22 protein-coding genes are annotated in these 24,326 nt (G+C 43.5%); 6 read left to right on the top strand and 16 right to left on the bottom strand.

Features of this window, described 5'->3' with window-relative positions; genetic code table 11:
* Window positions 1-24 precede the first annotated feature (24 nt).
* The 4 genes from thiL to DFP80_RS17390 all read right to left on the bottom strand — a co-directional run bounded on the left by thiL (window position 25) and on the right by DFP80_RS17390 (window position 4,194).
* Window positions 25-975, bottom strand: a complete 951-nt coding sequence (gene thiL, locus DFP80_RS17405; protein ID WP_113918087.1) for a thiamine-phosphate kinase — start codon at window positions 973-975, stop codon at window positions 25-27.
* A 192-nt stretch (window positions 976-1,167) separates the two neighbouring features.
* Complete coding sequence (locus DFP80_RS17400; protein ID WP_113918086.1) at window positions 1,168-1,455, bottom strand: DUF6172 family protein; 288 nt, start codon at window positions 1,453-1,455, stop codon at window positions 1,168-1,170.
* Between the two features lie 119 nt (window positions 1,456-1,574).
* Window positions 1,575-2,864 carry an MFS transporter gene (locus tag DFP80_RS17395; protein WP_113918085.1) on the bottom strand — a complete coding sequence of 430 codons (1,290 nt, stop codon included), beginning with the start codon at window positions 2,862-2,864 and terminating at the stop codon, window positions 1,575-1,577.
* Window positions 2,865-3,045: 181 nt separating this feature from the next.
* Window positions 3,046-4,194: an MFS transporter gene (locus DFP80_RS17390; protein WP_113918084.1), complete on the bottom strand. Its 1,149-nt coding sequence runs from the start codon at window positions 4,192-4,194 to the stop codon at window positions 3,046-3,048.
* Between the two features lie 98 nt (window positions 4,195-4,292).
* Between DFP80_RS17390 and DFP80_RS17385 the strand changes: the two genes are divergently transcribed.
* Window positions 4,293-5,207 carry a LysR family transcriptional regulator gene (locus DFP80_RS17385; protein WP_113918083.1) on the top strand — a complete coding sequence of 305 codons (915 nt, stop codon included), beginning with the start codon at window positions 4,293-4,295 and terminating at the stop codon, window positions 5,205-5,207.
* 124 nt (window positions 5,208-5,331) lie between these two features.
* Here the strand turns inward: DFP80_RS17385 and nusB are convergent, their stop codons facing one another.
* From nusB to nrdR, 3 genes are all read right to left on the bottom strand, one after another.
* Complete coding sequence (gene nusB / locus DFP80_RS17380; protein WP_113918082.1) at window positions 5,332-5,856, bottom strand: transcription antitermination factor NusB; 525 nt, start codon at window positions 5,854-5,856, stop codon at window positions 5,332-5,334.
* 277 nt (window positions 5,857-6,133) lie between these two features.
* Window positions 6,134-7,288 (bottom strand): bifunctional diaminohydroxyphosphoribosylaminopyrimidine deaminase/5-amino-6-(5-phosphoribosylamino)uracil reductase RibD, encoded by a 1,155-nt coding sequence (gene ribD / locus DFP80_RS17375; RefSeq protein WP_113918081.1) that lies wholly within the window; start codon window positions 7,286-7,288, stop codon window positions 6,134-6,136.
* Window positions 7,285-7,797, bottom strand: coding sequence for a transcriptional regulator NrdR (nrdR, locus tag DFP80_RS17370; protein WP_113918080.1), 513 nt, complete (start codon window positions 7,795-7,797; stop codon window positions 7,285-7,287). Before nrdR ends, ribD begins: the two co-directional genes overlap by 4 nt.
* A gap of 163 nt (window positions 7,798-7,960) precedes the next feature.
* Between nrdR and DFP80_RS17365 the strand changes: the two genes are divergently transcribed.
* Window positions 7,961-8,866, top strand: a complete 906-nt coding sequence (locus DFP80_RS17365) for a DMT family transporter (RefSeq protein ID WP_113918079.1) — start codon at window positions 7,961-7,963, stop codon at window positions 8,864-8,866.
* A 116-nt stretch (window positions 8,867-8,982) separates the two neighbouring features.
* Window positions 8,983-10,644, top strand: coding sequence for an energy-dependent translational throttle protein EttA (ettA, locus tag DFP80_RS17360; protein WP_113918078.1), 1,662 nt, complete (start codon window positions 8,983-8,985; stop codon window positions 10,642-10,644).
* A gap of 101 nt (window positions 10,645-10,745) precedes the next feature.
* Here ettA and DFP80_RS17355 read toward each other — a convergent pair whose 3' ends face one another.
* The 5 genes from DFP80_RS17355 to DFP80_RS17330 all read right to left on the bottom strand — a co-directional run bounded on the left by DFP80_RS17355 (window position 10,746) and on the right by DFP80_RS17330 (window position 14,803).
* A complete protein-coding gene (locus tag DFP80_RS17355) occupies window positions 10,746-12,089 on the bottom strand; it encodes an SNIPE associated domain-containing protein (protein WP_206610615.1) in 1,344 nt (447 codons plus the stop codon).
* 81 nt (window positions 12,090-12,170) lie between these two features.
* Window positions 12,171-12,485: a hypothetical protein gene (locus DFP80_RS17350; RefSeq protein WP_113918097.1), complete on the bottom strand. Its 315-nt coding sequence runs from the start codon at window positions 12,483-12,485 to the stop codon at window positions 12,171-12,173.
* Window positions 12,486-13,039: 554 nt separating this feature from the next.
* Entirely contained in the window at window positions 13,040-13,444 is a 405-nt protein-coding gene (locus DFP80_RS17340; protein ID WP_113918075.1) for a type II toxin-antitoxin system HicB family antitoxin, read from the bottom strand.
* A gap of 32 nt (window positions 13,445-13,476) precedes the next feature.
* Window positions 13,477-13,659, bottom strand: a complete 183-nt coding sequence (locus tag DFP80_RS17335) for a type II toxin-antitoxin system HicA family toxin (RefSeq protein WP_113918074.1) — start codon at window positions 13,657-13,659, stop codon at window positions 13,477-13,479.
* A 187-nt stretch (window positions 13,660-13,846) separates the two neighbouring features.
* Window positions 13,847-14,803, bottom strand: coding sequence for a DMT family transporter (locus DFP80_RS17330; protein WP_113918073.1), 957 nt, complete (start codon window positions 14,801-14,803; stop codon window positions 13,847-13,849).
* A 136-nt stretch (window positions 14,804-14,939) separates the two neighbouring features.
* Between DFP80_RS17330 and DFP80_RS17325 the strand changes: the two genes are divergently transcribed.
* Window positions 14,940-15,401 (top strand): Lrp/AsnC family transcriptional regulator, encoded by a 462-nt coding sequence (locus tag DFP80_RS17325; RefSeq protein ID WP_113918072.1) that lies wholly within the window; start codon window positions 14,940-14,942, stop codon window positions 15,399-15,401.
* Window positions 15,402-15,476: 75 nt separating this feature from the next.
* On the opposite strand, the gene DFP80_RS17320 is transcribed toward DFP80_RS17325, so the two are convergent.
* Window positions 15,477-17,090 (bottom strand): methyl-accepting chemotaxis protein, encoded by a 1,614-nt coding sequence (locus DFP80_RS17320; protein ID WP_113918071.1) that lies wholly within the window; start codon window positions 17,088-17,090, stop codon window positions 15,477-15,479.
* Between the two features lie 302 nt (window positions 17,091-17,392).
* Between DFP80_RS17320 and DFP80_RS17315 the strand changes: the two genes are divergently transcribed.
* Both DFP80_RS17315 and DFP80_RS17310 read left to right on the top strand, forming a co-directional pair.
* Complete coding sequence (locus DFP80_RS17315) at window positions 17,393-18,718, top strand: DUF2868 domain-containing protein (RefSeq protein WP_113918070.1); 1,326 nt, start codon at window positions 17,393-17,395, stop codon at window positions 18,716-18,718.
* A 3-nt stretch (window positions 18,719-18,721) separates the two neighbouring features.
* Window positions 18,722-20,098: a DUF3482 domain-containing protein gene (locus DFP80_RS17310; protein WP_113918069.1), complete on the top strand. Its 1,377-nt coding sequence runs from the start codon at window positions 18,722-18,724 to the stop codon at window positions 20,096-20,098.
* On the opposite strand, the gene DFP80_RS17305 is transcribed toward DFP80_RS17310, so the two are convergent.
* The 3 genes from DFP80_RS17305 to rlmF all read right to left on the bottom strand — a co-directional run bounded on the left by DFP80_RS17305 (window position 20,095) and on the right by rlmF (window position 24,272).
* Window positions 20,095-20,820 carry a 1-acylglycerol-3-phosphate O-acyltransferase gene (locus DFP80_RS17305; RefSeq protein ID WP_113918068.1) on the bottom strand — a complete coding sequence of 242 codons (726 nt, stop codon included), beginning with the start codon at window positions 20,818-20,820 and terminating at the stop codon, window positions 20,095-20,097. The two genes, DFP80_RS17310 and DFP80_RS17305, sit on opposite strands and share 4 nt — an antisense overlap.
* A gap of 45 nt (window positions 20,821-20,865) precedes the next feature.
* Window positions 20,866-23,172, bottom strand: coding sequence for a putative bifunctional diguanylate cyclase/phosphodiesterase (locus DFP80_RS17300; protein ID WP_113918067.1), 2,307 nt, complete (start codon window positions 23,170-23,172; stop codon window positions 20,866-20,868).
* 116 nt (window positions 23,173-23,288) lie between these two features.
* Window positions 23,289-24,272: a 23S rRNA (adenine(1618)-N(6))-methyltransferase RlmF gene (gene rlmF, locus DFP80_RS17295; protein ID WP_113918066.1), complete on the bottom strand. Its 984-nt coding sequence runs from the start codon at window positions 24,270-24,272 to the stop codon at window positions 23,289-23,291.
* Window positions 24,273-24,326: the final 54 nt, after the last annotated feature.

Genomic DNA, 24,326 nt, shown 5'->3' with positions numbered 1-24,326 from the left:
TCTTTACGGGCGTAATAGTCACCCCTAAAAATGTTGCCAGCCTGTTAGCTCGCCATCATACCCCTGAATACTAAAACCTTCCGCGACAATTTCACCCACCTTGCTACAAGGTAAGCTTAACGTTTGAGTAATCAAGGCGATTTCGGCAGCTTGTTCTTTCGATGCGGTAAAGCATAACTCGTAATCATCACCGCCGGTTAACGCTAATATCAGCGCAGATTCTGGCTGCCATCGTTGTAACTCTGCGGAAATCGGCACGCGACTCGCATCGATATTCGCTCCGACACCAGAGGCTTTAAGTATATGCTGGATATCTTGAGCAAGACCATCAGAAATATCCATCATGGCATGAACCACGCGCTTTAGTGCCATGCCTGCAATCAGTCTTGGCTGTGGTCGCCAATAACGATCGTAGAAACAATCAAAGCGCTCACTTGATACTTGCAACTCACCCGTCACAATCGGCACAGCCGCCGCCGCATCGCCTAACAAACCTGTAACATAAATATCATCACCGACTTTTGCACCACTGCGTTTTACCGCCATGTCAGCTTCTACATAACCATGCACTTGTAACGTAATCGTCAGTGGCCCTTTCGTGGTATCACCACCAACCAAAGCCAAGCCTATTGGCTCAGCCAGTTCTGCCATGCCTTGCGCCAAACCTGCTAACCATTGAGGATCGGACTCCGGAATCGTCAGTCCCAAGGTAAAAAAGGCAGGCTTCGCCCCCATCGCGGCTAAATCGCTGACGCAACTTGCCACAGCACGGTAACCAATATCGACAGGATCTGCATCGAAAGGAAAATGTCGCCCCTCGACCAAGGTGTCCATGGAGAACACTAGACTCTGGCCTTGCGGCACTTGCACTTGGGCACAATCATCACCGATGCCCAACAAAAGATCTCCGCGCCCCTGTGTACTAGCCATCACAGACGCTTGAAAGATATTTTGTATCAACTCGAATTCTTTCAACAGAAGGTCCTTTTATCCTAATTAATGGCTCAATCAAGACATTCGCCTAGCGATCAAGACAAGCCCGTTTAATGACCAAGAGGATACCGTATTGTCAACAGGATGTCAGAAGCAAAACAAGGCAGACTGCTTAACGCAGATCTGCCTTGTTTATTATATAAACCGTCGACTGAACTCGCCTTACTACTCGACCTACGAGCGCTTGGCGCGAGTCTTAGGTGTTGGAATAACTTCTAGGTAAAAAGACTTCCAATGCTGACTTTGCGCAGAACTAATATTGGTATTGATATCACCTTCGTGAATCGCTCTCGCCTTGTCTGCACCTTGACCAAACTTACAGTTAAATCCCCAGAAATCAGCCCCTTCTGGCAAGGCTTTATTACGCTCTGCTTTAATGTATTGCTTAACTTCGTTTTTCGCTTCTTCAATGAGACGCTGGTATGGTTTTTTGGGGTGAGATAAAACAAAGTTCTTTTTCATTATGATCCTAAAATTGTAGGGCAAGCTTACATAGTCGCCTTATTACCACGCATAATAACGGGTTCCCTATAAAGCAGCCATCCATATAAAGAATTATAAGAGCTTTTCTTCATGCTCTGCTAGGGTTCTTTATCCTTATACTCTTGTTCGGCATCCAAATCGGCTTGGTGCTCGGCATGATCGATAGCCCATTCGCCCGCAGCTTCCACCGCAACGGCAGACGTGGTTGGTAAAACGCCAAGGTAGCTATCCGTTTCTTCCACCGGCACCTGCCCTCCCTGCAGAGACATACTGTACAGAGCGAAGGCCGCAATTCCTAAAAACGTCACGCCAAGTACCAGCCAAAAAGCGCCCGCGCCAAGTGTTTGCATAAACCAACCACTCAATAACGGGCCTGAAATCGCCCCTAAGCCAAAGGTAAAAACAAGACCTCCTGACGCTGCAGGCATATCACTCGCTGAAAGAGAATCATTAGTATAAGCAAGAAACAAAGCATATAAAGGCGTGGTCACACCACCGGCAAAAAAAGCGGACACCATTAAAGGCCAAAAAGCACTATGGCTCACCCAACCAAATCCACAAGAAGCACCGCCAATACAAGAAGCCCAAAAGATTAATTTGCCTCGACTGACTCTGTCTGACATCCAGCCAATTGGATACTGCATAACCAAAGCACCGGCAAATAACATGGCAACAAATAGAGCAATACTGTTCGCTGAAAGGCCTATTTGACTGGCAAATACAGCCCCCATACCGGACTGAGTGGCGTAAACACATCCTAATAAAAAGATGCCGACAGTGCCCAAAGGAGACTCTTTCAGCAACACTTTAAGTGGCATTGGCCTTGTCACTTCTACAGCAGGTACCGCTGCGGCAGACAACAAAATAGGAGCAAAAGAAATAGAAACTAAAATAGAAGCACAAATAAATAGTACTGAAGTACTGGCATCACCCAACATCAGCAAGCCCTGGGCGCCGATAATACCAAGTGTCTGAGCAATCATGTAGGCAGATAAAACTTTTCCACGGGTGTCATTGGTTGCAGAATCATTCAACCAACTTTCTGCAGCAACATAAATCCCAGACATACAAAAGCCCAACAATAAACGTATTACTGTCCAAGCCCAAGGGTCAGTCAATAATGGAAAGGAAATTAGACCGGCTGACATAAAGCTACCTAACGCAGCAAACACTCTCACATGACCAACACGACGAATCAATAGGGGCGTAAACCGAGCACCGGACAAAAAGCCAACATAATAACCCGAGGTAATAATTGCCAACTCAGCTGAAGAAAAACCCTCAATCCCACCTCGAAGACCGATTAGAGTAAAATGCATGCCATTGCCCAACATAATAAGCACTATGCCAAGCAACAAAGCCCAAACTTTCGTAAGCACTTGAATCATCAACCATCCTCACATATTAAGCTGACAGGCCATTTATTAAGCCTCTCCCAAGAACAATCGAGCAACCCAAGCACTTAGCTGAATCTGCCAATCTAGATGGTTCCATTTGCCCTTACTCTACTCTAATACCTCCTTACTCAATCAACCACTTCCACCACAAAATTGACTATAAACGTCATCACTACTTTGGAATCACTTTCGCAGTAGCACTAATGGAAAAATACAAGAAGGCGGCGGCACTGCAACCTACGGCAAGAACAGAGCAAGCCAAGAAAACCTTATCGTGCGCTAAAGGTAGAAATTCCAAAATAGAAGTCACAAATTGCCCTGAAAATACGGACATTGCAAATAAGGATAAGTTACGCCCTAAATTACCGCTGCTGCTGGCTTCCACCGTTGAATGGTTAAGCAATGGAATAGACAAACCAAACCCTGCTCCAGCAAATACTGAAGCCGTAACAATGTGCCAATTCTCACTACTAAATGCGAATACTACGTGTCCAATTGCATACATTAAAAAGGCCATTCCTAAAGTATGTTTCACACTAAAGCGCGCCACCATTTTAGGCATGGTCATCGCAGAAAATACCGCCACCAAAGAAATAAAAGATAGAACATATCCGGTTTGTGCTTCGCTGTACTGTAAACCAGCAAGAAAGCTCGGTAAGGATATAATAAAACTAAAAAACAAGCCCATTGCCAAGACCGTAAACAATACAATCCACCCCATAGAGGATGAAGGAGGCGCAACGTCGGCATGATTTACTTCCTGTGTATCTACTGATTGATGCTGGGGAACAAAGCATACGGTCAGAACGACACACAAAAAGGCCATTACATACAATAAAAATGGCGCCTGCCAGCTCAACTCACTCAGTAACCCACCAACAAACAAAAAAACAACACCACCAAGTTCTATTGCCATGCCTTGCTTAGCAATCATATTCAGTCGTGCTGTCCCCTGATACCATTGAGAAATCACTGCTGTGCCAGAAGCCATTAATCCCGCAGCAAAGCCACCAAGCATGATGCGATCTATCGCAACCTGCCAGGGACCATGCAAGTAAGCACCTCCAGCTCCCAAAAGAAAATAGCCCCATAAGCCAATCAACAATGTGGTTCTCGCACCAATACGGTCGATTAATTTACCAAAAAAAGGGGCAAAGATAATCGCGCCTAACGCTGGTAATGTTATAAGAAAAGTAGCGTATTCACTGACGCCTAACCCTTCTGCAACACTTTGTAACCCTGGTGCCAGAGCAGCGCCTACCATGATGGTCAACATGGCAACTAAGAGCAATGAAAGCTCGCCTAAACGGGACAACCGCATAAATAGCCTCTAAAAATATTAAAGAGAGATACTTTACAAGGTTAGAACTAATGCGTTAAATGATAAAAATAACCTATATTTATCTTTTTTGAGCATAAATGAATTTTAAACACTTAAAAACTTTTATAGAAGTTGCCAACTGTAAAAGCTTCTCCGTTGCAGCAACTCGCCTACACACGGTGCAAAGCGCTATAAGTCGACATATCAATGCCCTTGAAGAAGAGCTTGGTATTAGTTTGTTTGAACGTAATACTCGGCATGTCGCACTCACCGCATCCGGTGAGGTTTATTTCGCCCATGCGAAAGCGATTCTGAATCACTGCGAGCAAGCTAAAAACGACGCTCAATTAGTTGCTCAAGGGAAGCTGGGAGTTTTACGAATTGGTTATTTAAGTTCGGCCTGTGCTCATTTTTTGCCTTCGGTATTACGACGCTTTAACGAATTCGTACCCAATATAGATGTGAAAATTTTTGAAATGACAGCCGCCCAACAATTACATGCTTTTGTAGAGGGGAGCATAGATATTGGTTTTTCACGCCCCATTGACTATGGTTATGACGGCTTAATCAGACACAAGCACTTAAGCAACGACCCAATTTACCTCGTGGTAAACGACTCCCACCCTTTAGCGCAAAAAAATACAGCACGCCTTACCGATTTAACCCCTTATTCATTAACGCTTTTTGCTCGTGATCAAGCATCTAGTTTATTTGACACCATTATTAGTGCGTTTCACCAACACGAGATAAGACCTAAAGTTCACAGTGAACCTATCTCCATGCAGGCATTATTAACGCAGGTTGCAAGTAGTCAAACCGTCGCTTTAGTTCCAGGCTGCGTCCGTAACTTACAAACCAAGCAATGCTGCTTTATTCCTCTGGATATCCCATTATTTACCCCATTAGAAATGCATTGGACAGCCAGCCCATCCGCCACAGCCAAAACATGGCTTCATTGGTGCGAACAAGATATCAATTTGGAAAAAGAAACGCCTTCTCACAGCCCGTCATGACCTTGTTCAAAATATTTCCTAGCAAAAATGCAAAAAAAAGCCCCGTTATTAGCAAGTAATAACGGGGCGCTTTTAATTGTCTATTTAGGATACTTTAAACAATATTTAAATAATCGTTTCTCGATTACTTATTCGACTCTTTATTCGCCTCTCGACGAGCGGCGATTTCTTCGCGGCGCACGCGTTGTGCTAGTTTATCTAGAATACCGTTTACGTATTTATGGCTTTCTGTCGCGCCGAAGCCTTTTGCCAGCTCTACGCTTTCGTTGATTGCAACGCGGTATGGCACATCTAGACGTTGAGATAATTCAAATGAACCAATACGCATCACGGCCAATTCGATTGGGTCCAGTTCGCTTAGTGGACGATCTAGTAATTCTTCAAACAAAGCGTCCAGTTTTTTCGCGCTAGCAGTAACGCCTTGCAGCAATTCACGGAAGTAAACTTTATCACAAGAATCCATTTCTTGATCTTGGTTCATCACGAATTGAGTTTCGATCTCACTCACTGTAGATTGGTTCATCTGCCACTGGTAGACCGCTTGTAATGCTAAACGACGAGAAGCACTGCGTAATTGCGAACGTGAAGGCTTTTTGCTCTTACGTTTTGGTGCTGGTGTTTGGTCGTTTGTTGTTTCCACTTCGCTCATTTTTCGCCTCAATTGTCCAGACTACGCCGCCTTATGGGCTGACGTTTTTTGTCTGTTTGAACGTACCCTTGGTTGTTAAAGAGCTATATAGATGCTGCCTTTTGACAGTATCTGAGTCATATCGACCAAAGGTACGAATATACGGGTTGTCTTGGTCGGCGATTATAGCAACATTTATTCTAGGTTTCTCGGCAAAGTTCTCTAAATATCAGCAAGAAAAAACGATTTTCAGGCTTTTCTTTAAAAAAGCCTGAAAAAGCAATGACTCAGCTTTTCACTATTCCTCAAAATCGCCTTCAAAATCTTCATCTAAGTATTTTGGCAAATAGACTAAACGAACATCTTGTCCTACTTGGCGAACCGATTTAAGCGTCAAATCAACCGCTTCACCCATTGCCTCTAATGGCAATTTAAATAATGGGCGCGCACTGGAGCCCAGTAATTTTGGAGCCATATACACCACAATCTCATCAATCAGACCTGCTTCTAAAAAACCACCAGCCAGTTCAGCGCCCGCTTCTAACAGCACCTCGTTGATACCTGCGTCTGCCAGTTGCTCCATCGCGTCCAATAAGTCGAGCCGCCCATCTTCACCCCGTGGAGCAAAACACACAGTCACACCTTTCTTAGTGAGCACTTCTAAATGTTCTGTTTCGACCTCTTCTTCGACCGAAAACACCCAAGCTTGATTGCTTGGATAGAGAATTTTCGCTTCTGGAAGAATCGACAACGCGGTATCCATCACCACTCGAATAGGTTGACGCACACTTTTCGAATCAGCGTTCTGGTCATCATTATCAATGCGCACTGTCATGCTTGGGTTGTCTGCCAACACAGAGCCAATACCGGTAACAATAGCGTCACTTTGTGCGCGCAAACGCTGAACATCAAGACGCGCTGCCGCATCGGTAATCCATTGGCTTTCGCCCGATTCCATCGCAGTGCGGCCGTCCATGCTCATGGCCAGTTTCACTCGCACATATGGAAGACCTTCACGCATGCGCTTAATAAAACCTGGATTTAACGCTTCGCAATCCGATTCCAATACAGGCCCAATAACTTCGATGCCCGCTTTTTTGATTTTTGCCAAGCCATTACCAGACACTTCCGGATTGGGGTCTTGCATGCCGTAAACAACGCGCGCTATACCTGCTTTAATCAAGGCATCGGCACAAGGCGGTGTTTTGCCTTGATGGCTACAAGGTTCCAAAGTGACATAAGCGGTCGCGCCAATAGCATCTTGTTTCGCATCCGCCAACGCATTGACCTCCGCGTGGCCTTCTCCAGCTTTCACATGAAAACCTTGACCAATAACTTGCTGGTCTTTCACCAACACACAACCAACGCGAGGGTTAGGGTGTGTTGTATAGCGGCCTTTTTTCGCCAGTTGAATGGCTTTTGCCATCCAATATTCGTGATTGTAAACTGTCATACTTCGTCTTCTTTTTTCGATTCTGGGGCGTTTTTTTCCGACTCTTGAACAGAGGTACCATGGCTTTCTAGGCGATCTATCGCCTCACGAAATTCGCTAATATCTTTAAAGCTTCGATACACAGAGGCAAAGCGAACATAGGCCACTTGATCAAGGCGTTGAAGCTCCTCCATCACGGCTTCGCCAGTCCAGCGAGACGGTAACTCTCGTTCACCAGTAGCTTGCATTTTTTCTTTGATGCGAGTGATGGCAGTTTCTACTGCTTCAATGCTGACAGGCCGTTTTTCAATGGCTTTAATAATGCCATTACGTAATTTGTCTTCATCAAAAGCTTCTCGACTACCATCACTTTTTATCAGTTTAGGCATTTGTAATTCGGCTACTTCAAAAGTGGTGAAGCGCTCTTGGCAATGACTACAGGTACGACGGCGACGAACCTGTGCGCCTTCAGAAACCAATCGAGAATCCACTACTTTAGTATCTTGAGTTCCACAAAAAGGACATCGCATGGTGCTTCCAATATGACTAATTTGGTGTAAGAATGCCTGTTAATTAGGCCATTATTTAATGGTTTAAATGATAGCAACCCCGCCATAATTTAGCTACCGAGCTACTGTGTGTGCTTTTACCATTCTGCTTACTCAGGGAATACATAAGTTTATAAGGATTTATATGCCATTCGCAGAATTATCAGGTTTAGTAGCCGCCTTATGTTGGACTATTTCAAGCCTAATGGCGCCTAACTTAATTCAACGTTTTGGCACCATGCGCTTTAATACTTTCCGTATTGTTATTGCCAGCTCCATCTTGTTAGTCATTTGCTTAATCACTCAGCGCTTCAATGCAACTTTATGGCAACATACTGAGATAATCATGCTGTCTGGCTTATTGGGGATTTTCATTGGCGACACCATGCTGTTTACCGCAGTGCACCGCTTAGGCCCTCGGCGTGCTGGCGTACTTTTTGCTACCAACGCTCCTATGTCGATTGTATTAGGCTGGTTATTTTTAGGCGAAAACCTTTCCTTTAATCAGCTTTTTGCCTGCGGTTTAGTGCTCATCGGCGTGGTGATTGCCATTCTATTTGGTCGCAAAAATAGTCTTCATGCTTGGGAGCAAACCAAAGGCAAGTTAAGCATAGGCATCATACTTGCTCTGGGGGCTGCACTAGGTCAAGCCAGTGGCGCTTTACTCAGCAAACCGGCCTTAATTGATGGTGCTGACCCTGTTGCTGTGTCTGCGTTGCGCGTTGGCACTGGTGCTCTGGCTCTTGTTTTGGCTTATAGCTTGTTCTATCGACATAAACAGCCAGTGGATGCTATTCCATTTAGACAGCTCACACGCTTTGACTTCATCGGTATTGCTACCCTCGCCACGATAGGTATGGTTATCGGCATGAGTGTATTAGTCTGGGGAGTCGGCAACGCCAATGTTGGCATCGTCACGACCTTATCCGCTGTTGTGCCCGTATTAATTTTACCCGGCTTATGGATTACTACCGGACAGCGCCCAGCCTTTGGTGCATGGATTGGTGCGATTTTCGTTGTGGCAGGCGCGGCTTTGATTATTCTGAAATAGCCTTGCCTGTGCTATCCTTAACGCACTCATTTTTCAATCGGCTCTCCGTCGATTTGCCTACTTTGTATTTGGTGAATCTGCGGAGCGTTTTTTAATCTAGGATAAGTGGCATTTCTATGGCTCAGTTCGTATATAGCATGAACCGCGTTGGGAAAGTTGTTCCCCCGAAACGCGAGATTCTAAAAGACATTTCCCTTTCATTCTTCCCTGGCGCTAAGATCGGTGTATTGGGTCTTAACGGTTCTGGTAAATCGACTCTTCTACGCATTATGGCGGGTGTAGATACCGAGCATAATGGTGAAGCACGCCCAATGCCGGGGATCAAAATCGGCTACTTGGAACAAGAACCTCATCTTGATCCAGAAAAAAACGTACGTGGCATTGTTGAAGAAGCCTTCTCTGACGTTATTGAAGCCATGGCACGTTTGGATGCGGTTTACGCAGAATACGCAGAACCCGATGCAGACTTTGATGCCCTAGCAAAAGAACAAGGCCAACTTGAAGCTTTGATCGAAGCAAAAGAAGGTCACAACCTAGAGCGCGCCCTTGAAGTAGCAGCCGATGCGCTACGTCTTCCTCATTGGGATGCAAAAGTAGAGCATCTTTCTGGTGGTGAACGTCGTCGTGTTGCTCTATGTCGTTTGTTGCTTAACAAACCAGACATGATCCTACTAGACGAACCAACCAACCATTTGGATGCGGAATCCGTTGCTTGGCTAGAGCGCTTCCTAAAAGATTACCCAGGCACTGTTGTGGCGATTACCCATGACCGTTACTTCCTAGATAACGCTGCAGGCTGGATTCTGGAACTTGACCGTGGCCACGGTATTCCATACGAAGGTAACTACTCTTCTTGGTTGGAACAAAAAGACGCGCGTCTACAAACTGAAGCGAAGCAACAAGCTTCTCACCAAAAAGCCATTAAATCTGAGCTTGAGTGGGTTCGCCAAAACGCCAAAGGCCGTCAGTCTAAATCCAAAGCCCGTTTGGCTCGATTCGAGGAAATGAACTCGCAAGAGTTCCAAGATCGTAACGAAACCAACGAATTGTACATTCCACCAGGACCACGTCTTGGTTCTAAAGTCATCGAAATCGAAGGCGTTAGCAAAAGCTTCGAACACAAGATGCTACTAGAAGACTTCAACATGGTGGTGCCACAAGGCGCGATCGTTGGTGTGGTTGGTGGTAACGGTGCGGGTAAATCGACTCTGTTCAAAATGATCGCCGGCATCGAGCAACCTGACACAGGTACCGTCACCATAGGTGAAACCGTACAGCTTGCTTACGTTGACCAAATGCGTGAACTGGACGGCGACAAAACTGTCTTCGAAGAAATCGCTGACGGTCAAGACATGATCACGGTTCACAACTACAAAGTGCCGTCTCGTGCTTACATTGGTCGCTTTAACTTCAAAGGGTCTGATCAACAAAAATTGGTTAAGCACTTGTCTGGTGGTGAGCGTAACCGCTTGCACCTTGCGAAACTGCTTAAAGAAGGTGGCAACGTATTGCTACTGGATGAGCCAACCAACGACCTTGACGTAGAAACCTTACGTGCACTGGAAGACGCGTTACTTGCCTTCCCAGGCGCCGCGATTGTTATTTCCCATGACCGTTGGTTCCTAGACCGTATCGCAACACACATCCTAGCGTACGAAGGCGACTCTAAAGCCGTCTTCTTCGAAGGGAACTACGCAGAATACGAAGCCGACTACAAAGCTCGTACCGGCAATGAAGCCACACCGACTCGTATCAAATACAAACGTATTGATGCGTAATTCTATTTAATAGGATTGGTTGGCTTGAATGGAAAGCCGCTTATCGAAAGGTAAGCGGTTTTTTTGATGAGCTTACGAATTAACTTTTTAAAAGCACTCTTTTATGCAGTAGCAGTTAAACGCAAACTTTCATAGTAGTCTTCTGCCAAGGCAGTCATTTTAAAGTCTGCCTCAGTCCCTACGACTTTCTTAACAGCTTCTTGAATCTCTTCTAAATCGACATTAAAGAATTCTTTACGAGTATTAACAGCATTAACACGCTGACGATGAAACTCACGATGCAATGCCGATTCTAATGCTGGCGCATCATCTGTATAGATCATAGCGTGAACATCGAATGAGAACGGCACACTTGCATCACCCAGTTCTTTAACCCTATCCATAGGCTCTAATCTACGAGTTAAACCAATTTTATAGACATCCTCTCCAAATGAACCAATATTACTAATGACATATACATGACCTTTACGAGTTTGTTCGGCCATACTTTTGGCTCGCTCTTCTTTGGCTTCGGCTTCCGCTAATTGCTGCTCTAAAATGGCAATTCTTTGTTCCATTTCACTACGTTCTTGATCCGTAGCTTTAAAAAGCTCATCACGAGCCTTATCAAGAAGGTTACGATACATTTTTTCTTCTTTTTCAGCTTCCGCAATAGCCTTTTCATACTCTTTAATAGCTCGTTGCTCTTCTCTGATCTGTTCTTTTATTAACCTCTGTTCTGCAACCTCTGCTTGTTTCTTCAACATAAATTGGTATTGAAGCTTACACTCCTCAAACTTTAGTTCGATATAATTAATATCAAAGCCACACTCTAATATCGCTGCAGATTTTTCAAGAGTATTAGCTAGCTTTTCAATGCGCTCAAGTGTACGACCAAATGAGCTTGGAGATACTTTACCTATCAATAAATCACACTCAATGTTGAACGCTGTGAGCATCAACTTGACTTGACCATTAAGTATTTTTTTATTGAAAGCACTGTTATCGGAAATGACTTTTGACTCGGGGAAAATAATAGCTGTTTTGTCTTTGATCATATCCTTTTGCTGCTGCCGAACGTCTTTTATTTCTTCGGTGTAGCGATCTGACGTTTCATAAAGGTATTCGGGCATTTCAAAATGACCATGAGATGTGTATTCCTCGAGGCGTGAGTACAAATCTATACTGCTCATTAATTCGTCTAAACTTTCTTCGTTTTTCTCAATATTAACTAAAAGATCGTTTAAAGCGTTTTGATTTTTTTCAAATAATTCATTTTGTTCTCTAATACTTGATTTAATAGAACTCTCTTGTCCTTTCAAAGCTTGTAATTCGGCAGTCTCTTTATCAATTATTGAAAGTTTTTCCTCTGCAAAAGCATTCGTTTTTTTTAACTCTTCGTGCTCTTCTTTGCTTTTCGTTAACGCCTCATCAATAGATTTAAACCCTTCAACCTTTTTGTTCACTGATCGCTTCGTTAATATGTAAGTTAAAAGAATTGCTATTAAAGATATCCCTATAATTATCAACAAGTTATTATACATTTTTTACTTTAAAACCTCTTTTATAAATTGTTTTCTCAAGACTGCCCTTTCCTCGCATCGATCGTTATATTCTTCTTTTGCATCTTCTAGCGCATCTTTCAAAGCTTGTTTTTTTGCTGTCTTATGTAACCTAGCTTGTTTCTGCTGCTCTCGTTGAGCTTCACGTAATGACTTTTCATGACTTCTAATAGCTTGGGCGTCTGCTCTTTGACGCGCTTTTTCTCTACGCTCAGTATCTCGAATAGCCTGTTTATTAGCTCGATCTATTGCTTTAAAAACCTTTACAGCAGTTTTGAAACCACCTCCTCGTCTAGCCAATTGCTTCCTCCTTTGAACCATAAAACCATAGCCAAGATTAGTTTTCATAAAAACTATAATAAAAGGGTTATTAAAATAAAAATTTTCTTACTTCATGATACTGCTTTTTTCAAAATAGAGCTAATTAGTGAAAATCACTATCTAAGTTTAAACCCATATTCGGAACCTATAACAAAGAAAAAGCAATTAACTCTTATGTTAATTAAAAATAAAATACTAGTAAATTTAATAAATTTTGAGAGACAAGAAGCGTACTATCTCATTTATCACCTAAAGTGAGACAAAACTTCCTACAAGTACGGATTGTCTTGGTCATACTAAGCAGTAACTTCCACCGATTGTTGCCTCTCTCAAAAAAGCACTTTCAGCGCGGCGCCTCTGGGCTTGCTTTCACCTTTCTTTGACTCCGACATCTAGTTAGAGAGCATAAAGCATCAAACTGACGCATGGTGGTTTTATCAATCGCACCTGCTTCTTTAAGGCCTTTGGCAGTCTTATGAACAGATTTAAAATATATCTCATGACTACACCTCCTTCGTTTAGTCAAAAAAAGATTAGCTTAACTGCAAAACCTTCTTAGACGCTTCAGCCAAGAACCCAGAACGAGATTTGTATTTCGGATTTGCAGCCACCATTTTGTCGATTTTGGTAATCAGCAAGTGCGGTAAGGTGACGTTAATTTTTTCGCTTTTACCCAACAAGGGTGTGATATCGACATTCACCACAGCCCACACGCCATCGGCGTAGTCTGGGTTGTCTTTATGAACAGAGATTGGACTGGCGGTCGGGATGTCTTCACCGTCTTCCAACAAGAGTTCAAGGTGAGAAAAGATCGCTTCTTCAGCCATTTCCAATGCCTCATCAAATGTATCGCCAGCTGAAAAACAGCCGGGCACATCTGGCACAGTCACGCCGTAACTAACGCCATTGTCGGTATGTAATACAATTGGATATTTCATTGTTCGTACCTCTGCTAAAGCCACTAACGAATTTAGTTGAGCTGAGCTTGTTTCTTTATGCTGTTGAAAGTGCCAATCGGTATGTCTTTCTTCGGATGGGGAACCGTCACTGTGCCTCTTTTATCGGGATGCTTAAATTGCACATGACTACCCTTCGCTCTAAGTTCATACCATCCGTCTTCGACTAGCATTTGGATTACCTCTCGGCTTTTCATATAAATCCTTTCGCCATTCCTTTCCTTAGGATAATTAACAATAACCCTGATAACTCTTGAAAACCAATTGCTTTTCTATATAACTCCAATAACCCTTTAAATAAATAGCTATTACTTTCTGAACGTATAAAAAACAAAACCCCACTTACCATGGGCAAGCGGGGTTGTGTGTTGCTAATTAGTGCGGCTATCGTTTTTTAAAGATGCCGCTGGCGATGACGACGCCGATGCTGACGAAGATGAGTCCGGCGATGGAGTAACCTTCTAGCTGTTCGCCAAGTACTGGAATAGCGATAAGCGCGGCGAGTACTGGAGTGAAGGCGCCGATGGCGGCCATGTTTTCTGCGCCAAGTTTTTGGATGGCGTAGCCGTAGGAAAATCCTGTCATTAAGCCAACCAGAAGGCTTTGTACAAGAATTTGTCCTGCCAGCATGTCCCAAGAAGCCTCAGCCAAGCCGCTAGAAGCCAACCCAGTTGCCCATAAAAACGCGAGTGCGATTAGGGAGACTAAGCCCATCAAAGCGGTTGATACCAAAGGCGGCAAGCCAGCAATCCGTAAACTGACGGTATAAACCGCCCAGAAAAAACTCGCGGCAAGCAGCAGTAAATCGCCTTTCCAAGTGTTCTCAGGCGCTGTTAATAGCGACAAGCTGAATAAAACAATCACTCCGATGCAAACTAAACTCAAGCCCATTTTACGCTCTCGACTGACTTTTTCTTGATAGAAAAGCACAGCTAATAACGTCACAAAGAAGGGAAAAGCACCTAGTATTAACAAACCCGCATGGGATGCTGGCGCGTATGTCAAACCTGTAGCACTAAGGTAGAAAAATGGCAAACCTGCGCCGCAGACAACACCCAACAAAAGTATCGGAGAAACCGCTTTGACTTGCGCTCTTGCGCGCCACAAAAAAGGAAACAGTAACAGAGCAGGCGGTGAGTATCGCAAAATGCCCAGATCAAAAGCGGTCAAGGTGTTGGTCATACCGGCACGCATACTCACCAACCAAGAAGCCCAAATCAAGATACTTACAAAGGCCGCCAATAAGCCAAGACGAAAGCCCCAACCTGTGGCGTATTGTTTGTATTTTGGTGGATCTTGAGCGGGTATTGACGGTGCGTGTTGTATCACTGTTTGGGGCATAACCACCTCATGGGGAATCGATAGCCTTATTATCTGCTCCAAATCGCGAGCATGTCCTTGCTATTTACCCTCAATAAAGGCTATTTTTTAGCATATAACGCTCAAATAAAACCTAAAAAAGATAAAGTGTGCCAATATGAACAAAACCGACTTAGATATTCTTTCCTATCTTCAATCTGATGGCCGCCTTACTAACGTGGCATTGGCAGAGGAAATTCACTTATCGCCCTCACCTTGTTTACGCCGTGTGAAGCAATTAGAAGAAGCTGGCGTGATTGAGGGTTACCACGCTCGCATTGATCGTCAAAAAGCGGGTTTTTCTATGACGGTCTTTGTGGAAGTGCGTTTGAAAAGCCACGCTGGCGACAAGCATATTGTGTTTGAAAAGGCGATTTTAGAAATGGAGGACATCATCAGCGCGCACTTAGTCTCTGGTATTGCAGATTATCGATTAGAAGTCGTCGCGGTGGATTTACAAGACTACGAACGTATTTTGCAAGCCTTACAATCTTTGCCTCATGTAAAAGACATTCAAAGTCATTTTGCAATTCGCTCTGTCAAAACAGCGGCACCATTACCTTTGAAAAAAATCTCTTAAAATGATCTGCCCCAGCATAAACGAAAAAACCGCTTACCTTTCGATAAGCGGTTTTAGGTAACACTGTGAAAAGGGCTAAACTTTAAAGCTACCCACTTGTTGATCTAGAACTGTGTACAGTTTAGTAATATCTTTGGACTGCTGTTGAATAAGGTCCGATACCGACTGAACAGAGTCCGTTTGGTCTTTCAAAGACACCATATTGCGGTTGATATCATTGGAAACAATCGATTGTTCCTGTGTCGCCTGCGCTGTATGAGCCGCCATATCCTGAACTTTCGCAAAAGATTCCTGCAAGCTATTGAAAACGCTGGTTACTTCACCAAAATTGCTCACTGTAGACGATGCATTATCTCGACTGTTTTGAATCGCTTTAGAAGACTCTGCTACGTTGACTTTAAGCTTTTCAATCATGGATTCAATTTCATTGGTACTATCTTGTGTACGAGTCGCTAAGGTACGCACTTCATCCGCAACCACTGCGAAACCACGCCCCTGTTCACCTGCGCGAGCCGCTTCAATTGCCGCGTTCAACGCCAATAAATTAGTTTGTTCGGCGATATTACGAATAACTTCCAATACCGAAGCAATACTTTCTGAACTCTTCTCAAGTTCACCAGAACGACCAAGCGCTAGCTCAATGTCCGACACTAACTCAGTAATAGCATGTTGAGATTTATTAACTGCTGCCATACCACTTTGCGTCAAACTATTAGAATTTTTCGCTTCGTCTGCGGTATCACGCGCCACTGTTGCCATTTGCTGATTAGACATGTCCATTTCATGGCCAGCACTAACAATGGAGGCTGAGGCATTTGCCAGTGCAGTTGTAATACCTGCTGTTTGTGAAGCAACATTATTGAGCTGACCTGTCATTTCACCTAGCGCATCGGATTGTTTATGAATACTGCCGATGATGCCTCTGAGACGTCCAACAAACTCGTTAAATTCATTAGCAAGATCACCTAATTCATCTTTAGTAGAAAATTCGATACGTTGAGTTAAATCGCCGTCGCCTTCCGATATTTCTCGTATACGCTGCCCCAGGTAACGTACTTGATTGGTAAGCGTTTTAGGTGTTGAGTAGCTGAACCAAGCCGCAATCAACAGACCTATAATGACAACAATAATCGCCATTTTTTCAAACTCTTCCTCTTGTTCTATTACGAGTTTTTTAGACGTTTCTGCATAATTATTTACGGCTTCGCCCGCTTGATCCAGTATGTCTCTAAGAGCATTAAAATCGGCGATATTTTTTTGCTCTACAGCGGCAAAATTTGGAGCATTTTTTTCTAATGCTACAAAGGCGTTGGAAGAGTTTAGCCAAGCAGTAAAGGCTTTATCAAAGTCACCTAGTGACTTATAGACTTGAGGCTCTGCTGACAAGTACTGACGGAATAAGTTAAAACGATCTTTTACTTGTTGGGCATTTTCGACACGATCTTTTTCTTCGTCATCAAGCTTGCCCACGCCAACAACAATACGTTGCTCAGCAAGCTTAGCTTGGTAAAGGTCCCGGTCGGCATTTAGAATAACCGCAGAAGCTTTTCCGTAAGAATCAGCCTGTACATTAAGAGCAGTGCTTAGCTGGTTGATAATATACCCCATCGAAACTAGGGCTGTAATAAAGGTAATACTCATCACAAGAACAGGCAAAGAACTTTTCACCCTAATGGAATTCCAACGCATAACTTTGTCTCCTAACAAAAAAGCACCGTATCTACAGCATATACCATCATAATAGAGTTTCTTCATGCTATGAAGCAATCCAGCTTAACAATTACCTACACTTATACTGTACTTAATAACTTATAGACACTGTCTTTTTGACCTAGCGCAAGAAAGCAAACATAACCCTTTAAGTAATTGATAGAATTAATCTTTAAAAATTAACATTTAAATACTAATCGCTCTTTTGCCTTTACAGACAACATCAAGTAAAACAAAGTGGATATTAAAATAGTCACAAATGAAAAGAGCAACGCGATAACATGACTTTCCCAACAGCCCGAGCAAAACTCGCCCTTGCCGCTTGGCTAGAAACTCATAGTGAGTTTCGATTGCCGGCTCACGCACGCCATTTGCCAGATGCTCTAAAAGAGCTAGAAAACTCACCGGCTCCCACCAGCTACTTAGCTCAGTTTAGCCAACTAAAGCGCTACTTTAATCGTGGAATTTTAGGTTTGTTGATCGTTTCCTTGCTATTGGGCTTTATGGCTGTACCACCTGCTTTTGCGACAAGCCAATCTAATCAGGTGAATATTTTCTGGTTGTTCATTATCTTGCTGGGATTTCATGCGCTAAATTTTTGTGTTTGGCTTATCACTATGCTGATGACCATCAAACAGAAAACCGATAACAAGGGCATCTTGCTAAGCCTACTGATTTTCTTAAATAAAAAGATAAGTAAATACTCACATACAGATAAAAATGTAAGCGCGGCTTACCTACATTGGCAGTGCCCCACTCACTCAAATAAATGGCTGATCAGTAGTATTTCCCATGGCGCGTGGAGTTGTTATTTATTGGCGGGCTGGATAATGACTCTACTTTTACTGCTTACCAATCAGGTTAACTTTGCTTGGGAAACCACACTTTTAAGTGACGATGCATTTATTCAACTAACGCAAACCCTCAGTATTATTCCACAGTGGTTTGATATCGCTTTACCGAATCACTTGGATATTCTGGCTAGCCGTGTTGATCTTGTTTCACAAACTGCATCTACAAGACAGCATTGGGCCAATTTCTTACTCGCCAGTATTTTTATTTACGGCGTCTTACCAAGGCTAACCTTTACCGTGATTTGTTTAGGTATGTATCACATTAAACGAGCAGCACAGCCACTGAGCACGGCAGAAACAATCATTCAAAATCGTTATCGCCAACAAGAACACCAGAGTCGAACTATCCTAGACTCGGATCATCATAACCATCCCATATCTACGATAAATACGAGCGAAACTAATATTGCGTCTCTTGCCGACGATGCATTTGCCCAACATTGGGCTTTATTTGAATGGAGCCAAGCGAAACCCGATTATTTAAGCCAAGCGCGCTCAGTATCCGTTTTAAACAGCCGAGAGGAACAAGACCAATTTTTAGCCTCATCCAGCGCCGAGCCTGTTTATATTCTGGTCAATGCAAAGCAAAGTCCCGATCGAGGCACTAGACGCTTTTTTTCCCGAGCCAGTATGGCGCATCCTTCGTTAATATTAGTGATATCCGTGGCTGATAGCGTCACATTCGCCGAAGATTGGCAACGTCTTGCCAGAGAAACACGCCTTAACTCTACACAACTCAAGCAAAAGGACTAAACTGTGTCTATATCCCTTTTGGTCGTTGGCCACGCTAACACAGGCAAAACATCATTGATCCGCACTTTACTGCGAAAGCAAGATTTTGGCGAAATAAGCGATAGAGCTGGAACTACGCGTCATGTAGAAAGCGTGAAGATCAAAATCGGCCAACAATCAGTCATCACATTAACCGACACTCCGGGATTTGAAGACTCCATTGGACTTTGGCATATCCGTCATTCCGACACATTTCGTTCCTACCAGGGCGCAGACTGGCTACAACCATTTAGTGAAAGCCACTTTGCACAAGATGAGTTTGAACAAGAAGCGAAGATTCTTAAGCAATTAACCAAGGCCGATATCATTTTATATGTAATTGATATCCGCCAAGCACCACTTGGCAAGTATTTGGATGAACTGGCGTTACTAGCCAGTGCCAAGAAACCCATTATTCCTATCTTGAATTTCAGCGCATCACCCAGTGCACACTTAAAAGCTTGGCGGAACGTCTTAGCTGAACGCCATTTACACGCGGTGATAAAATACGACACAGTGGCATTTTACTTCGAAGATGAAAAACGTTTATACCAAAGTATTCAAAGCCTAGTGCCAGAAGATTATGACCAGATCAAGCACCTAATTGAATCCCGAGAAGAGGCGGCGCAATTACGCCGTACTATGGCAGTAAGTCAATTAACCGAATTAATACTAAAAGCGGCCAGCACTCGTATTGAATGCTCAAACTACCCGCCAACAAGCAGTGAGTCCTCCACTTTCGAAGATAAAATACGCGCACTGGAAGGCCGTTATATTACCAACCTATTACACCTTTATGAATTCCACGAAGATGACTTAAAAGCCACCCCATTGGCGATTAAAAATGATCGTTGGCAACAAGATATTTTTGATGCTGATACGCTAAAAGAATGGGGAGTAGAAACGGGAACCAGCGCATTAACTGGCGCAGCGATTGGGGCAGGCATTGATGTGATGTCAGCGGGATTAACATTAGGCACAGCAACCACCATTGGCGCTATTTTAGGCGCCACATGGAAAACCGGCCAACGTTATAAAGACACACTAAAAAGCAAACTGACCAAGCGCTATTTCTTGTGTCTTGATAAAGCCACACTAACACTGCTATGTCTTCGCGGTTTATCTGTAATTCACCATTTACACCAACGAGGCCACGCTTCTCAGCAAACCTACGAGCTAGCGAACCAACCCCATGACGAAGGGCTTATTGATCAGATAAAACCTTACTGGAAACAAGCTCAACAACACCCAGAATGGGAGACGCAAGACTTGTCCGATTCTCATCCAAGCAGGCAAGGCTTACAGATCATTTTAGAAAAAGCATTAAAGTCCGTACAAAGTCCTGATAAAAAAACAGACTAACTTTGCTGCTCTAGCAGCTCCTGATCCAAACGCTGCTGAGTTTCATGCATTTGTTGCTCACAGAACGATAATAAATTCACTACGTCGGTTTCATGCATTCCAGCGGTGTCTATTGGCGGCAACATTTCGACGATGACCTTGCCATTATTCCAACGATTTAAGCCAACCTGCCCATGAGTACTACTGCAAACAATCGGAACAATAGGAACACCCGCTTGGACCGCAGCATGAAAAGCGCCGCGTTTAAACGGCAACCAACCTCGTCCGCGACTTCGTGTGCCTTCTGGAAACATCCAGATAGATAAGCCTGTCTTTTTCATGTTGGAGACGATCTGATCAATGGTAGCAATTGCTTGTTTGCGGTTCTCTCGATTAATTAAGAAATTGCCACTGGCCCAATACAAAACACCAAAAAAAGGAATCCAGCGCAAACTGGTTTTACCGACCGTCACGACGCCTTTGGGAACAACAGCCGCTAAAGTGAACAGATCAAAGTTATTTTGATGATTCGCCACATAGACAGCTTGAGGAATATTTTTTGCGGATTCGGCCACTCGGCCTTCTACCGATATACCAAACAGAGGGGCAACTTGAGCAAACACACAACCAAAATAGTAGACTCGATTTCTGGACCACAAGGTAAGCAAGCAAAACACTATGCCTAACAAGGTTACGCCAACAATCAATAATAATAGCAGTGCCATCCGTATCAAAAGCAACATACTGGAATAAACCTCACATTAATAGCGTGTAAGATTGAGTAGAGATTAATGCGAATGAAATGTTTCACGCCATTTAAAAAACTCTTCTGCAACCAAAGGCTTAGAGAAAAAATAGCCTTGTATTTTATCACAATGATACTGCCTTAAAAGTGCAGTCCCTTCGGCATTCTCCGCGCCCTCAGCGGTTACCTGAAAGCCTAAGCTATGAGACAGCTCAATAGTCGCTTTCGTAATAAATTCATCCCCTTTATTGGTATCAATAAACTGAATAAAAGCTCGATCAATTTTCACTTCATTTACGGGTAATTCGCGTAAATAAGATAACGAAGATTGACCGGTACCAAAGTCATCAATCGCAAGGTGAATGCCCATTTCTTGCAAGGCTTGCAAAATACTAATTACCTTTGCTCGGTCTTTCATTACCGCACTTTCGGTTACTTCCAATGCCAAGGCCCGAGTAGGCAATCCATTGGCTTGCAACGCTTCAGATACAATAAAGGGCAATTTTTCATCTAACAAATCATGGGCGGATAAATTCACCGCAACACGTATTTCTTGTCCTTGCGCCCACCACGAACTCAGTTGAGACAAAACCGTATTCAACACCCATTTTGTTAATTGCTGGATACTACCTGCGTGTTCCAACAAAGAAATAAACTCATCAGGTGGAAGAAAACCCAATTCTGGGTGAACCCAGCGTATAAGTGCTTCTGCCTCATGACAATCGTCTCCAGCTAGACCTACCTTAGGCTGATACACAACAAACAGTTGGCCACCTTCTAAGGCTTTCGGTAAATCTCGAATAATCGTCAACTGGCGACGGTGATTTTCATCCTGACCGACTTTATAAAATACGCATAGCGCACTTGATTCCCGAGCCTCATCCGCCACAATGTCCAATCGCCGTAAGGCGCTATTTACCGTGGCAGTAGCATGCTCAAATGGAAGCACAGCAATACTAATGTCTAAACGAATGCCAGACCCTTTTTCTACTTCAAATTCTTCACTGAAAATACACTTTAAATGACTGCAATCTTGATGAGTAATTTCTCTACCAAAAATAAATAGAAATTTGTCGCCGCTTAATCTAGCCAACATATTGGCATCATGCCCCCATGTTTGCAGACGTTCCGCTACTTTTGACAAAAGTAAGTTTCCTACATCAAAGCCCAGCATATTATTAATATCTTTAAAATGACGAATATTAATAAGCACCAAACCACCCTGCTCTTTAGGTAATGTATCGCTTAAATATTGCTCAACCGCACTCTGATTAAATAACCCTGTGAGCTGATCATGAGAAGCCCGATGCGTCAGTTCTTCTTCCCTGTTAATAATCGAGTCTTGCATTGTTTTCATGGTATGAGACAAAACCCCAAATTCACCACCAACATCCGGCGCACTAACTTTATCCTTCGCCCCCCCCAAACCGATCTTCTTAGCATAATCAATCAATCGGCTAATCGGTTTAGTCATATTTCGAGCAAGAGCAATCCCGAAAAGTAGAGCAAGAGCGAGCGCACCAGTAAAAATCAAAACTAACTGATTACGAGTGTTGTTATAACTCTGCAACCAAGGGCCATAAGGTAAATGAATAATCCCCCACTGATTTGGCATGCCTAAGTCTACGCCAAGGGATAGATATTTTTCATCATTCGAAAAAACGGGAGATTTGAGAATACTTTCCACATTACCAATATCTTTAAGTAACGCTTCTTTTTCTTCCTGCGGCAAGGTCGACCCATCCGAAAGAGTGTGAGCATCACCCACGTCGTAAACAAAGCTAATGTCTAGCCCGGTTACATTTTTGATCTGCTCAGCTAAGGCTTGATCTAGTAAAAATGCCATACCAACCCAAGCCACCACATTCGGTGCTTTGATAGGCACTAACACCAGCTGATAAGCACGATTTTCAAAGCCAATCATAGTGCTGATGGATGAGCCACCAGACCGGCGTGCTGCTAAGACCAGTTCGGCAATCGTATTGCTAATATTCAACTCTTGAGTCGCTGTAATTAATTCGCCTTTGGGGGAAACAAGAAGAGATATATCTGCATTAATTCGCGCGCCATGATTTTGTAAAACGGAACGAATCGTACCGGTTTCTCTGGTCGCTACCGCTTGTTTAAAACCAAAATCAGAGGTCAGAATTTCAACCCCCTTGGTTAACTGCTCGGCACGCGCTTCTAAAAATAAATCAAAAACATTACGTGATACATCGATGGAATGAACGCCTTGTCTGTAGTTATCCTCTTTTAAAGAAGATAAAACGGCTAACGCTGTTCCTAATTGCACCAGCGCAAGCAACACTAAAACAAACATAATGAGTCGTGCTTGAAAGCTTTTTAACACCTTAAAACCTCTTTAATGATAACTACCTAGGCTGTTTAGCTTAAATTCCAGAAACACAACGGATAATCAAGAATAATAGGGCTTATCCCATGTTTATGCCATCTCTAACAATTGCTCTAATTTTTCCAGTAATTATCTTTCCAATAATCCACTTGATCATCGCCAAGAAAGCTCCAAGCAACAAATCGACTGACTTTCTGGCCTTGCGCCATTTCAATCGTTTTTACTTGGCGAGCACCGACGTCTTTTAGTGTCCGATAAATGACCTCTAAATTTCCCTGCCGTGCCACCAAGGACGTAAACCAAAAGCAACGGTCCGCGTACTGCACACTTTCTTTTACCATGCGCGAGACAAAACCCGTTTCGCCACCATCACACCATAACTCTGCAGCGGTTCCACCAAAGTTCAGTACTGGCTTAGCTTTCGTCATTGCTTTGCCTTTTACACCACGCCATTTACGTTGCGATTCGTCGATCATTGCCGACTCACTAATATGGAAAGGTGGGTTGCATAAGGTCAAATCGAAGCGGTCTTTTTCCTTCCACACACCATCGAATAACTTAGCAGGTTGAGTTTGTAAACGCGCACTAATCGCGCCTTTTAAACAGGCGTTAGACTTAACAATGGTATCGCACGTTGCGACAGCAACAGGGTTCACGTCAGACCCAACAAACTGCCAGCCATATTCTTGATGACCAATAATCGGATACACACAGTTAGCTCCAACCCCAACATCTAAGACTTTGATGCCCTTTCCCCGAGGAATAACCCCTTGATTGCTGGCGGCTAATAAATCAGCTAAATAATGAATGTAATCCGCTCGGCCGGGAATCGGCGGGCAAAGATAACCAGGAGGAATATCCCAAAAGGCAACGCCATAAAAATGACTCAGCAAAGCTCGGTTTAAAGTTTTCACCGCATTGGGATTGGCAAAGTCCACTGACTCGTTACCATATTGATTCAGTTGGATAAAACCAGAAAGTTCAGGGCAAGAATCCGCCAATAAAGCAAAATCATAACGCGCCCGATGCGGATTACGAGGATGAAGCTCCAGCTTATTGGTACGTTTGCTTTTCGTATTCTTACTTTTTAAGACCACTGTAATGCCATTGTTTTAAACCAAAACGCGAGTATAACCGAATTCCTCAGTTTG

The sequence above is a fragment of the Marinomonas rhizomae genome, from assembly GCF_003315485.1.
Classification (GTDB): Bacteria; Pseudomonadota; Gammaproteobacteria; order Pseudomonadales; family Marinomonadaceae; genus Marinomonas; species Marinomonas rhizomae.
Note: the sequence above shows the minus strand (reverse complement) of the source record. Positions and strands in the feature narration are given on the sequence as shown.